Here is a 12,892-nt window from a genome sequence, read left to right on the forward strand (position 1 = left end):
ATTATGAGAAAAATACTTATTCCGATATTAAGCTTCACACTCATATTTTCATGTATGAGCGATGAACAATATGACGATTTAAATAGAGATCCAAAGAATCCGACTGAGGTTACCGCAGATGTACTTTTTACATCCGCGACAAAAAGCTTGTTTGACCAAATGTCTAGTACTAATGTAAACGATAATGTTTTTAAATTGTTTTCACAATACTTTACACAAACCACTTATATTGATGAGTCTAATTACGACCTCAATGGACGAACTATTACAGACTCGCATTGGTTAGAAATGTATAGTAATGTCCTTTATGACCTTAAGGATTCTAGCGAAAAAGTGATGGCTGATGCCGCACTTTCAGCGGATGAGAAAGCAGGGCGTTTAGCACAAATAGAAGTTCTTTCTGTTTATACTTGGCAACAACTTGTAGATACCTTTGGCAATATTCCATATACAGAAGCCTTAGATATTGCGCAATTTCCATTACCTAAGTATGATGATGCTGAAACTGAAATTTACCCTAATTTAATAACAAGAATTGATGCTATTTTAGGCAATTTTGATTCTGGAGAAGGTTTTGACAGTGTTGCAGATAGAATTTATGGTGCCGATATGGATGCCTGGAAGAAATTTGCAAATTCTTTAAAATTAAGATTAGGTATTCGCTTATCTGACGTTAACCCAACACTTGCCCAAGCAACGGTTGAATCTGCGGTTTCAGGTGGTGTATTTACCTCTAATGCAGATAATGCGTTATTAGATTACCTTAGCGCAACACCAAACACTAACCCGTTATGGGTAGACTTAGTAGAATCTGGACGTCAAGATTTTGTAGCAGCCAATACGATCGTTGACATTATGAATGACTTAGACGACCCAAGAAGACCTTTATACTTTAGAGAAAACTTAGGCTTAGGAACCTTTGTTGGTGGGGAGTACGGCGATTCTAACAGTTATACTACAAACTCACAACTAGGAGACTTACTTCACGAAGCTACATTTGCCGGAGTGCTTATGGATTACGCTGAAGTGTCTTTCTACTTAGCAGAAGCTGCTGAGCGTACCTATAACGTTGGTGGGACAGCTACAGAGTTTTATACTAACGGTATTACAGCTTCAATTGAATATTGGGGAGGAACACCAACAGATGTTACAAGTTATTTAACACGTACAGATGTTGCCTATCCTACCGCAACAGGAACTTGGAGAGAGAAAATTGGAACACAATTTTGGTTAGCCATGTACAACAGAGGATTTGAAGGTTGGACCGTTTGGAGAAAATATGATTATCCTGTGCTTAACACAGCTGTTGAATCTGGAAATCCAGTACCTACGCGCTACACGTATCCTGTAGATGAACAAAATCTAAATGGTACAAACTGGGATGCTGCTTCTACTGCTATTGGCGGTGATAGCCAGACCACAAAATTATTTTGGGACACCATGTAATTAGTTTTTAAATATTTCAAAGCCTCATAATTTTCTTATGGGGCTTTTTTTATACCTTTACGGCATGAAAAATGAAACTACAATTTTTGGAATTAGAGCAATTATAGAAGCCATCAAGTCTGGAGAGACTATTGATAAGGTTTTTATGCAGAAAGGACTTCATGGAGATTTATTTCAAGAATTAGAACTTGCTATCCGTACCGAGGGCATTAATTCTTCTTATGTTCCTGTGGAAAAACTTAACCGTTTAACACGAGGAAACCACCAAGGTGCTGTAGCTCAAATCTCACCAATTGCCTTTCATGATATTGATGAAATGGTTTCTAATGTTTTAGAATCTGGCAAAACGCCTTTATTTCTTTTATTAGATCAATTAAGTGATGTTCGTAATTTTGGTGCGATTGTTAGAACGGCAGAATGTACCGGAGTTAATGGAATCATTATTCAGAAAAAAGGTGGTGCGCCTATCAATGGAGACACCATTAAAACGAGTGCTGGAGCTATTTTTAAAATTCCAATTTGTAAAGTAGACCACATTAAAGATGCTGTTTTTCATATGCAAGCCTCAGGAATTAAAGTTATTGCAGCGACTGAAAAAGCTACAGACTTTGTTTATAATGTTTCCTTTAAAGAGCCTTGCGCCATCATTATGGGATCTGAAGGTCGTGGGATAAATCCATCGGTTTTAAAAGTTGTAGACGACCAAGCTAAACTTCCTATTTTAGGAGAAATTGAATCACTAAATGTTTCCGTAGCTTGTGGTGCTTTTCTATACGAAGCTGTAAGACAACGCAGTTAACAACTTAGCCTTAAAGCCATTAAGTAGACTTTAATCTACCCCATTGTCCTGACTTTTTTTATAGGTATAGGTAATTTTAATGTTACTTTGATGACTAGAACTTTGCTGTGGGTTTTCAACCTCAGCATCAGCCTCTAGATTAACCTCTGGTTCAGGTTCAAACGGAATAAAATTTCCATTTTCATCAAAATGTTTCATAAACGGGTCGTCCTCTTCATTATAATCGGGCGCTTCCCATTGATAACGTTCAGGTTTAGCAATTTGTCTTCTAAAAAACAGCGCGAATATCAAGCCTGTAATGAGTCCACCTAAATGGCCTTGCCACGACATTCCATTCTTTATCGGAAAAACATACCAAATCATACTTCCGTAGAAGAAAATGACAACAAGAGACAGTGCGATAAGCCGGTAATGTTTTGCAAAAATTCCTTTAAAAAAGATAAAACTCACTAACACATAGATGAGTCCACTTGCCCCAATATGGTTCCCAGAATCTGCAATAAGCCAGGTTAGAAATCCCGATAAAACAATACCAAACCCGATCACTTTCCAAGCAATCCTTCGGTAGAAATAAAACAGAGCCACCGAGAGCACTAACAAAGAAATAGAATTGTTGTAAATATGGTGAATATCGCCGTGTAGAAAAGGACTGGTTACAATGCCTAAAAGCCCTTCAATTTTCTGCGGTCTAATTCCAAAAGCTTTAATTCCACTATCTACCCTAACCTGATACCAAAACACCAACCAAATAGAAAACAGGAGCATCAACGGATAAATGATGACCGAGTTAGAATATTTAAAATGTGTTGATTTCTGCATAGTTAAAGTTATAAATTAATCGTTTCAAAAGTGCATCCAAAAATGGTAGGTCTGAAATATTGTCAGCACCAACACCACAAGCTTCAGCGTTATTTTTATATGAATTTAAGCAATAACATTAAAGCATCACAAAAGCATTTTGTAATTTTGAATTATGAATATTCCATTAGCAGAACGCCTAAGACCACAAACATTATCTGACTATTTAAGTCAACAACACCTTGTAGGCAAGGATGGCATGTTGTACCAACAAATTAAAAGTGGAGTTTTACCTTCACTTATTCTTTGGGGACCTCCTGGCATTGGAAAAACAACATTGGCGCATATTATTGCTAATGAATCTGAGCGTCCGTTCTTTAAACTGAGTGCAATAAACTCTGGCGTTAAAGACATTAGAGAAGTTATTGATAAAGCTAAAAAAAGTGGAGGATTATTTACCGCCAAGAATCCTATTTTATTTATTGATGAAATTCATAGATTTAGCAAATCGCAACAAGATTCGTTATTAGAAGCTGTAGAAAAAGGCTGGGTTACCCTCATTGGAGCAACCACTGAAAACCCAAGTTTTGAAGTCATATCTGCATTATTATCCCGCTGCCAGGTCTACACCCTGAACGCTTTTAGTAAATTAGATTTAGAAGCCTTATTACAGCGCGCCATACACGAAGACCAAATCTTATCTAAATTAAATATAGAACTTAAAGAAACAGAGGCCTTACTGCGTATTTCAGGAGGAGACGCTAGAAAGCTCTTAAATATTTTTGAACTGTTAGTCACTTCTTTTGATACGACTGACATTGTTATTACCAATGATTTGGTGATGAAGCAGGTTCAAAACAAATCTGCCCGATACGATAAGACCGGAGAACAGCATTATGATATTATCTCAGCTTTTATTAAATCGATAAGAGGAAGCGATCCTAACGCTGCTGTTTACTATTTAGCTAGAATGATTGAAGGTGGTGAAGATGTAAAATTTATTGCCCGCCGTTTACTCATTTTAGCCAGTGAAGATATTGGGAATGCTAACCCAACAGCTTTAGTTTTGGCCAATACGACATTTCAAGCCGTTTCGGTAATAGGCCACCCAGAATCTCGAATAATTTTAAGCCAGTGCGCCACTTATTTAGCGAGTTCTCCTAAAAGTAATGCGGCTTACGAAGCTATTGGCAAAGCACAACAACTTGTAAAAGAAACAGGAGATCTTTCAGTACCCATCCCTATGCGTAATGCACCAACAAAATTAATGAAGGAGTTGGGTTATGGAGAAAACTATAAATACTCGCACAATTACGCAAACAATTTTGCCCATCAAGAGTTTCTTCCTGAAGAAATCTCAAATACTAAATTGTACGATCCAGGACAGAATGCACGTGAACAATCGCAACGTAATTATTTAAAAGCCCTTTGGAAAGACAAATACGGTTATTAAGCGCTTAAAATTTTATATTAAGCACTTTATTTGTAACGGTTTTACCGTCATTTTCAGAATATACCCAAGTCCCGTTTTTATTAAACACAATGGCGTTTTTCCCTTTTACAAGAAATACATCTTTAGCATCGGTAACCCATAGCACCATAACAACTTTGGGTTCTGAATTGACTAATTGGTAGCCTCCTGAAACCGCTTGAGCATAAAATAAATTGGCCGTATTATCTGTTGCAACATCGACTTTAGCTGTAGTTACCTTTGTTTCCGTTGTGGTTTCCTGCTCAAACTTTTTATCTGGAGAAAGCGCCTCGGTACTTACAAGCTCAACGTCGGCCGTCACCATTTCTACATCCATCGTATTATTTGAAGGTTTCACATAGGTATAATCGAAATTCTGAAAAGTTTCAAAAGCACCTCTTAAAGCTAAATTATAAGCTTTATCAAATTCTTTTAAGCGCGACTCGCCGAGCTGCGATGTCATCACCACTTGATCATAACAATCTTTAAGGCTGATTTCTAATTTTGTTGAAAACATGTTAGACTTATCGTTAGAAACCTCAGCAACCAAACCTAAACAGCGTTCTCTTTTTAAATCTTCTGGCAACTCATCAAGGAAATAAGCTTCGTAACCATACTTGTTAAATAAAAATTTAGCTAAAGAATTCAGTTGATATTGATCATCACTTTTTGAAAACTCAAAAGCGTTAGGAATGATAATATACTTGTAATTATTAATACTGTTTTGCGCAAAAGTTGACATATAGATGACCACAAAAGCAAACGTAAATACAATTTTTTTAAACATAATATAATCTAATTTTATAGGTGCTCCGTAAGCATTTTTAAATTGGTAATTCTTTTATATCCGTGGTTAAAATCGGAATTTTTATAATCAAAATGTATGGTTTGCATTCCGATTTTGTGAGCGCCTTCAATATCGGCTTCAATATTGTCACCTATCATAACGCTCTCACTAGCCAATGCCTTAGCTCCACTAAGTGCAAAGTTAAATATTTTAGGGTTAGGCTTCTTTACCCCTACCATTTCTGAATTAGTAACGGTTTTAAAATACTGTTTAATATTTGAAGCCGTTAATTTTTTATCTTGAGCTTCCTCAAAACCGTTGGTAATGATATGCAGATGGTATTTATCCTTAAGATAATCTAAGGTTTCAAACGTCCCTTCAAACAAATGATTAAACGTAGAAAGATTATCGATATAAGCATCAGACAAATTATGAATCATTTCATCTTCAACCTTAACGCCTACCGCATCAAAAGCTTCTTTTAAACGCCCATAACGTAAGGCCGATTTTGTAACCTTCTCTTCTCTATACAATTTCCAATACTTAAAATTGATAGGCTCATAAATAGGTAAAAAATCCTCAAGACCGACTTCAATACAATTCATTTGAAAAATCTTTTCAAAAGTTAATCCGGAATTTTTATCAAAATCCCACAAGGTATGATCTAAATCGAAAAAGACATGTTTAATCTTTTGCTTCATTCTTCAGATTCTAAAATTAAATTAAACAAGGTTCTAAAGCCTTTCCAACGTTCTAAATCACTAAAGGAGTAATTATGAAACACAGGTGTAAACGTACCATTAACCGCTTTTACGGCTTTAATTACTTTTTGTAAATGTTCGGTTTTATCCAAAAGGGAGTGGTACTTCAGCAAAGCAAAATCCAAACAATGATAAGGGTTAATTTGCAATGGGGTCTGCACCTCATAATCCAAATCATAAAACTGAAATGGTGTACAGGTCCCGGCCCTAAACCCTAAAGTATCTATATACCCCATGGTAAAATCTTGGTTGATCTCTAGCTCTACCAAATTCCTGTAAGAAAGGGGTAAATTTAGTTTGGAAAACGAATGTCTTACCGCGTTTAAATCTACATGGGTAATCGCTTCCATTTTAAGCTTTTCTTTCTTTAGCACCTTTAGATCACTCAAAGAGAAATACGAGGCCTTAATCCCCACACTACAATAATCGGCCACCGATTTTATAAGCGTAATAAAATCTTTTTTAGTGGTACTAATATTTTTATCGTAGGTGGAATAGTCACCTATTAAGAACAACACAATAAATTTTACTTTACTCGATTTTTGTTTTCTCACAATCCATTTAAATGTATCGTAAGGATCGCGCTTAAACCCCATTAACACGGTGTAACGCTCATAGAGTTGCTTCAGCTTTAATCGTCTTAAATCATTAAGCGTTCCGCCTATTGTTCTTAGAAAGCCTTTGTTTTTGTAATAGTAAGCCATAGGTACATCTATGACGGGTTGCACGGTATACTTACGCTGCGGGAAATTATAATTAGGGAAACGTTCTTGTAGCACATCTTTAAGCTTATAGGCCCAAATATCTACAACCGGCTGATTTAAAAACTTATGATGATACGCTAAGCTTTCTGAGGCCAGAAACCGACCATAATCATCTTTTACGTGTGGCAAATACTCTTCGTAACGACTTAACAAGTAAAATGAAGCTGCAAAAATATCGAATGGTAAATCACTACGCTCGCTAGTTGCAAAAAAGCCTTTGGTTTGTCCCCAAGTTTGAACATTTATTTCAACATCAGACAAGCCACTGTCAAATAACAAATCGTTACTTCTTACAAAAAGCTCGTTGCTTAGCGGTTGCTTGGCATAAGACATTTTTAAACTATCGTGAGCAATAAAATCTTCTACTTTAGAAGTAAACACGACCTCTATTCCTAAAATACGTTTACAGATATGTTTAAACGTATAGGTGACGCGAGGTGTAATTTTATGGGTATAAACTAATAACATAAGTTATGGAAGATTCTAAGCGCTAAAAATAATAAATTATAACTGCAATAGTGTGTTAATATCCTTTGAGTTCTATACGCAGACCGTATTTCTTTGTGTTGCCAAGGCTCTAAACTCAAAACACCAATCACCCCATCTCATTTTCGTCTGCAAAACTGTAATACGCATTCTCTGTAATGATAAGATGGTCCAGTACTGAAATATCTAAACTCTTAGCGGCTACGGTTAACTTTTGTGTAATGTCCTTATCTGCCCTACTTGGTTTTAAGGTTCCGGAAGGGTGATTATGACATAAAATTAAAGCAATAGCTCCAACTTCTAAAGCCGTTTTAAGGACCAAACGCACATCGACCAGAGTTCCGGTTATTCCCCCTTTACTCAATTGATTTTTTTGTATGACTTTATTGGAATTATTAAGGTAAAGAATCCAAAATTCTTCGTGAGGCAAATCGCCAATAATAGGTTGCATCACTTCAAAAACCGATTGACTAGAATTTATTTTTTCTAACTGAAGCGCCTCTTCAACACGTCTACGGCGCCCCAACTCTAAAGCCGCCACAATAGTAATAGCCTTAGCTTCGCCAATACCTTTAAATTCCATTAATTGCTTTATTGACAACTTACCCAAGGCATTTAAACTGTGATTGGCACTGGCATAAATCCGTTTACATAAGGCCACAGCACTTTCCTCTCTATTCCCTGAACCTATTAAAATGGCTATTAATTCCGCATCACTCAAGGCCGTTTTTCCTTTATCACGGAGCTTTTCTCTAGGTTGATCATCATTAGACCAATTTTTTATTGAAAATGAAGGCGATTTATCTGACATACACTAAAGATAAAAAATTGTAAATTTCAATGCCCCTTTAATTCAAAAGAATATGAAAACTATTTAAAATCAGACTAAAGCACAGAACAGATTATCATTCTAAAAAAACCCTAGAATTAAAAAATGAAGTCTGAATGCCCCTAAAAGACTATCTTTGATTCTTTACCAAAACCTGAAGCGCAACGTTCAAAATTATAACGTCTAGCGTATTCTTCGTTTTCATTAAACCCAGCACTGTGTATCCACCCCAACAACATCAAGACAACACTAAAGATCATTTAATAGAGGTGATTAAAACTTACCCTTTAGCTACGGTAATTTCAGTACAAAATGACGAACCGCTTATCACCCACTTACCCCTCATTTACGAAGACGGAAAATTAATTGGCCACATTGACTGCCATAATCCTCAAGTGGAACATTTTAAAAATACTAAAACCGTTAATCTTATTTTTAGCGGACCAGAATGTTATATCTCTCCTAGCATTTACAGCACAACCCAACTTCCCACATGGAATTATATTAAAGTCCATCTTAAAGGCCGCATCAAGATTAATCCGGATAAAAAAGCATTAAAGCAATCCTTAATTACCATGACCGACTTTTTAGAAGCCCCAGAATATCGCTATATTTTAGAGGCCGATAATCCTAGATTAGACAAAAATCTTGATTATATTGTCATGTTCGAAATTGACATTACCCATTGGGAAGGTAAATTTAAACTCTCTCAAGACAAAAAACCTACCGACATAGAAGCGGCGCGAACAGAATTAATACGGGCTAACCAAAGCAGTATAGTCTCATTTTTAAATAAAGTATTTTAAACCGAAATCCTATGAAATTTTTACTCACCATTTTAATGCTCCCACTTTTCATTCTAAGCAGCACAACCCAAAACGACAAGGTTGTTGGCAAATGGATTGGCGAAGACCAAAACGAAGTGGGTTATGTTCTTTTTGACCAAGAAGGCTACGCTGCATTTGAATTTAACGGTCAAGTTATGGGTGGTAAATCTTTTATCCTTAACGGAGAAAAAGGTAAGATGACGTATACCGTTGACTTTACCACTACCCCTATTGAAATTGATCTCACCCTAACAAAACTTGAAACCGGAGAGTCTAAACAACTTCTTGCCATTGCCGATTTTACCGATTCGGATACCATGAATTTCAACTTAGCTATCAATGGCGAGCGGCCTACCACATTTGACGAGAATGCCATTGTCTTAAGACGCGTAAAATAACATTCTGCAAACTCACATTTTACGACATTTCTTTTAAAACAGAACTTTGGCTAAGAGAGAAATATAGCATCAAATACCGAATTCATTTTTTATCATCCATTTTGAAACAGCCTAGGGGCATTTATAATTTAGTTTTTCGTTATTTAGCAGCTCTTAAATATTGAACTTAAAAACCATAAAACGAAATGTCCCTAACATTGCTATCCTCTCCCTTACAAGGGTTTACAGACTTTCGATTTAGAAATGCTTTTAACCATTATTTTGGAGGTATTGATACATTTTATGCGCCCTATATAAGATTCAACAAAAAGTTAATCATAAAAAACTCTTATAAACTCGATTTACAACCTGAAAACAATGCAGACCTTGAGGTGATTCCGCAAATCATGACCAACAGCGCTGATGAGTTTTTATTTGTGGTCGATTATATTCAAGAGTTAGGCTATAAGGAATTAAATTGGAATTTAGGCTGTCCCTACCCTATGGTCACTAACCGCGGTATGGGCTCGGGCCTTATCTGCGACCCTGAGAAAATTAACCACATTTTAGAGCGCGTCCATCGTGAAACCGATATTTTAGTCTCTATGAAAATGCGCATGGGTTATGAAACTCCGGAAGAAATACTAGACACTTTTCCTATTTTAGACCAATATCCTTTAAAAAACATAGCTATTCACGCTCGTATTGGCAAACAACTTTACAAAGGAGGTGTCAATTTAGAGGCTTTTGAAACCTGTATAGCCAGCACCAAACACAAACTGTACTATAACGGAGATATAACGACGGTAACCAGGCTCAAAGACATGCAACTCCGCTTTCCGAGTATTGATCATTTTATGATTGGTAGAGGCCTAATTGCAGATCCGTTTTTACCGCAAATGATTAAAAATGATACTACGACCTATCCTGAAAACAGATGGGATATTTTCAGAGAATTTCACGACACCATTTATCAGCAGTATGATGAAGCGCTCTCCGGACCAACACCAATAAAAATGAAGATGCAAGGATTCTGGGAATACTTTGCCCAATCATTTTCGAACCCACAGAAAGCCTTCAAAAAAATAAAAAAAGCAAATAATCCTAGAGCCTATCAACAGGCCGTTTCTGAAATTTTAAAAAATGGCTAAGGTTTTAATTTCCTGAAATAATTTCCGCTTAAAAGCAGGTCTATGTCGCTATTTCGATGCCCTCTTTAACCTCAGCTTTTCTTCAAACACAAAACTATAACACCGAGGTTTTACCCTTGTTTCTTCCGCATATAAATCGGCCAAAGATTTTACCTCTATATTTGCAAGGCATAATTCCACTTTCAAACTCAATTATAATCCGTGAAAGACCTCTTACTCATTACTCCACCTTTTACTCAGCTCAATACACCTTACCCAGGCACAGCCTATCTTAAAGGGTTTTTAAACACTAAGGAGATTTCAGCTTTTCAGATGGATTTGGGAATTGAAGTGATTTTAGAACTTTTCACGAAGAGCACCTTTCAGGAAATTTTTGAATTGGCTTACGAAAACGATCGTATTCAAACTGAAAACTGTCAACGTATTTATGCGCTTAAAGACCATTACTTAAAGCCATTAGAAGATATCATTTTATTTCTTCAAGGGAAAAATCAAACGTTCGCTAGACAATTATGCACGGACGGATTTTTACCGCAAGCCTCACGGTTTGAGCAACTCGATGATATGGATTGGGCTTTTGGCTCTATGGGGCATCAAGATAAAGCCAAGCATTTAGCGACCTTGTTTATTGAAGATTTATCAGACTTTATTGTAGAATGTATAGATCCTGATTTTGGTTTTAGTAGGTATGCGGAACGCCTTGGACAAAGTGCGAATTCCTTTGATGAACTTTACGATAATTTACAAGACGATTACACTTATATTGATCAAATTACTTTAGAGTTATTAGAGGCACAAATAAAAAAAACGACACCTAAACTGATTTGTTTTTCTGTGCCTTTCCCGGGGAATTTATACAGTGCTTTTCGTTGTGCGCAGTTTATAAAAGCCAATTATCCAGAGATCAAAGTTGCTATGGGTGGTGGTTTTCCAAATACGGAATTACGTTCCGTGAGCGATGTTAGAGTGTTTGAGTTTTTCGACTATATCACTTTAGATGATGGAGAGCTCCCCATTGAACTCTTACATAAAGCTGTTGTTAACAATGAAACTAATTTTAAGCGTACCTTCCTTTTAGAAAATGGGAAGATTGTCTATAAAAATAACAGCACTCAAGCCGACTATAAGCAGCAAGATGTAGGCACGCCAGATTACTCAGATTTACCTTTAGAGGATTATATTTCTGTGATAGAAATTGCCAACCCGATGCACAGTTTATGGAGTGATGGCCGTTGGAACAAACTAACCATGGCTCATGGTTGTTATTGGGGAAAATGCACCTTTTGTGACATCTCCTTAGATTATATTAAAATTTACGAACCTGTTGCGGCACGACTTTTAGTAGATCGTATGGAAACCTTGATAGCCCAAACCGGAGAAACCGGTTTCCATTTTGTAGATGAAGCCGCTCCGCCCTCTTTGATGAAAGCCCTTGCCTTAGAAATCATAAAGCGAAATCTAAGCGTAACTTGGTGGACAAACATTAGGTTTGAGAAAAACTTTACACAAGATTTATGCACCTTGTTAAAAGCTTCGGGCTGTATTGCCGTTTCTGGAGGTTTAGAAGTCGCTTCAGACCGCTTATTAGCTTTAATTGATAAAGGTGTTACGGTTGAACAAGTGGCACGCGTTACACGCCATTTTACCGAAGCCAATATTATGGTACATTCGTATTTAATGTATGGTTATCCTACTCAAACCGTTCAGGAAACGGTAGACAGTTTAGAAATGGTACGTCAGCTTTTTGAAATGGGTATTTTACAATCTGGATTTTGGCATCAGTTTGCCTTAACCGCGCACAGCCCTGTAGGTTTACACCCCGAGAACTACGGCATTTCACCGCATTACAAAACCATTACCTTTGCCAATAATGATGTAGATTTCACCGATTCTACAGGTATTAACCATTCGGAATTTAGCTTCGGATTAAAAAAGTCGCTTTTTAATTTTATGCATGGAATTGGGTTTGAAATCCCTCTACAAGATTGGTTTGATTTTGACGTTCCTGAAACTCAAATAGCGCCCGATTTTATCTATAACTGTTTGGCTGAAGATTCCGCATTCAATATTAAACCCACAGCAAAAATTGTATGGTTGGGCAAAATGCCGTTACTCTATGAATTTTCTAAAACTAAAAAGGGACAAACAAAAACTTTTTTAGAACTCACCTTTCACACTCCTGCTGAAAGCTTTGTAATCACTACTGAAAAAGATAAAGGACATTGGCTTTTAGACCTTTTAGAAACCATTACGCCACAAGAAAAACCCCAATCCTTTAAACAGATTAAGACCAGTTTTGAAACTCAATTTGAAGATTTTGAACTGTTTTGGTATTCAAAACCCATAAACACCTTACGCGATCACGGTTTGTTAGTGTTATAAGTTTCTCCTGAACT

Annotated in this window: 12 protein-coding genes; 7 read left to right on the forward strand and 5 right to left on the reverse strand. The window is 36.6% G+C overall.

All coding sequences use genetic code 11. The features are described 5' to 3' along the window. The first annotated feature begins 3 nt into the window (after nucleotides 1-3). A complete protein-coding gene (locus tag ACFQ13_RS06785) occupies nucleotides 4-1,446 on the forward strand; it encodes a SusD/RagB family nutrient-binding outer membrane lipoprotein (protein ID WP_386115495.1) in 1,443 nt (480 codons plus the stop codon). A 64-nt stretch (nucleotides 1,447-1,510) separates the two neighbouring features. Then, on the forward strand, nucleotides 1,511-2,245 hold the full coding sequence (gene rlmB / locus ACFQ13_RS06790; RefSeq protein ID WP_114310954.1) for a 23S rRNA (guanosine(2251)-2'-O)-methyltransferase RlmB: 735 nt from the start codon (nucleotides 1,511-1,513) through the stop codon (nucleotides 2,243-2,245). A gap of 30 nt (nucleotides 2,246-2,275) precedes the next feature. Here rlmB and ACFQ13_RS06795 read toward each other — a convergent pair whose 3' ends face one another. Further along, on the reverse strand, nucleotides 2,276-3,064 hold the full coding sequence (locus ACFQ13_RS06795) for a rhomboid family intramembrane serine protease (protein ID WP_386115499.1): 789 nt from the start codon (nucleotides 3,062-3,064) through the stop codon (nucleotides 2,276-2,278). 154 nt (nucleotides 3,065-3,218) lie between these two features. Between ACFQ13_RS06795 and ACFQ13_RS06800 the strand changes: the two genes are divergently transcribed. Then, a complete protein-coding gene (locus ACFQ13_RS06800; protein ID WP_386115501.1) occupies nucleotides 3,219-4,496 on the forward strand; it encodes a replication-associated recombination protein A in 1,278 nt (425 codons plus the stop codon). A gap of 4 nt (nucleotides 4,497-4,500) precedes the next feature. Here ACFQ13_RS06800 and ACFQ13_RS06805 read toward each other — a convergent pair whose 3' ends face one another. The 4 genes from ACFQ13_RS06805 to radC all read right to left on the reverse strand — a co-directional run bounded on the left by ACFQ13_RS06805 (nucleotide 4,501) and on the right by radC (nucleotide 8,123). Then, a complete protein-coding gene (locus ACFQ13_RS06805; RefSeq protein WP_386115504.1) occupies nucleotides 4,501-5,301 on the reverse strand; it encodes a hypothetical protein in 801 nt (266 codons plus the stop codon). Nucleotides 5,302-5,315: 14 nt separating this feature from the next. Then, a complete protein-coding gene (locus ACFQ13_RS06810; RefSeq protein WP_386115507.1) occupies nucleotides 5,316-6,002 on the reverse strand; it encodes a YjjG family noncanonical pyrimidine nucleotidase in 687 nt (228 codons plus the stop codon). After that, nucleotides 5,999-7,294, reverse strand: coding sequence for a polysaccharide deacetylase family protein (locus ACFQ13_RS06815; RefSeq protein ID WP_386115510.1), 1,296 nt, complete (start codon nucleotides 7,292-7,294; stop codon nucleotides 5,999-6,001). Before ACFQ13_RS06815 ends, ACFQ13_RS06810 begins: the two co-directional genes overlap by 4 nt. Before the next feature lie 127 nt (nucleotides 7,295-7,421). Next, nucleotides 7,422-8,123, reverse strand: coding sequence for a RadC family protein (radC, locus tag ACFQ13_RS06820; RefSeq protein WP_386115513.1), 702 nt, complete (start codon nucleotides 8,121-8,123; stop codon nucleotides 7,422-7,424). Nucleotides 8,124-8,359: 236 nt separating this feature from the next. Between radC and ACFQ13_RS06825 the strand changes: the two genes are divergently transcribed. The 4 genes from ACFQ13_RS06825 to ACFQ13_RS06840 all read left to right on the forward strand — a co-directional run bounded on the left by ACFQ13_RS06825 (nucleotide 8,360) and on the right by ACFQ13_RS06840 (nucleotide 12,878). Continuing rightward, nucleotides 8,360-8,947: an FMN-binding negative transcriptional regulator gene (locus ACFQ13_RS06825; protein WP_386115516.1), complete on the forward strand. Its 588-nt coding sequence runs from the start codon at nucleotides 8,360-8,362 to the stop codon at nucleotides 8,945-8,947. 11 nt (nucleotides 8,948-8,958) lie between these two features. Beyond that, entirely contained in the window at nucleotides 8,959-9,366 is a 408-nt protein-coding gene (locus tag ACFQ13_RS06830; RefSeq protein WP_386115519.1) for a hypothetical protein, read from the forward strand. 185 nt (nucleotides 9,367-9,551) lie between these two features. Further along, entirely contained in the window at nucleotides 9,552-10,496 is a 945-nt protein-coding gene (locus ACFQ13_RS06835) for a tRNA dihydrouridine synthase (RefSeq protein WP_386115522.1), read from the forward strand. 201 nt (nucleotides 10,497-10,697) lie between these two features. Continuing rightward, a complete protein-coding gene (locus tag ACFQ13_RS06840; protein ID WP_386115525.1) occupies nucleotides 10,698-12,878 on the forward strand; it encodes a B12-binding domain-containing radical SAM protein in 2,181 nt (726 codons plus the stop codon). Nucleotides 12,879-12,892: the final 14 nt, after the last annotated feature.

This window comes from Winogradskyella rapida, assembly GCF_042675845.1.
GTDB lineage: Bacteria > Bacteroidota > Bacteroidia > Flavobacteriales > Flavobacteriaceae > Winogradskyella > Winogradskyella rapida.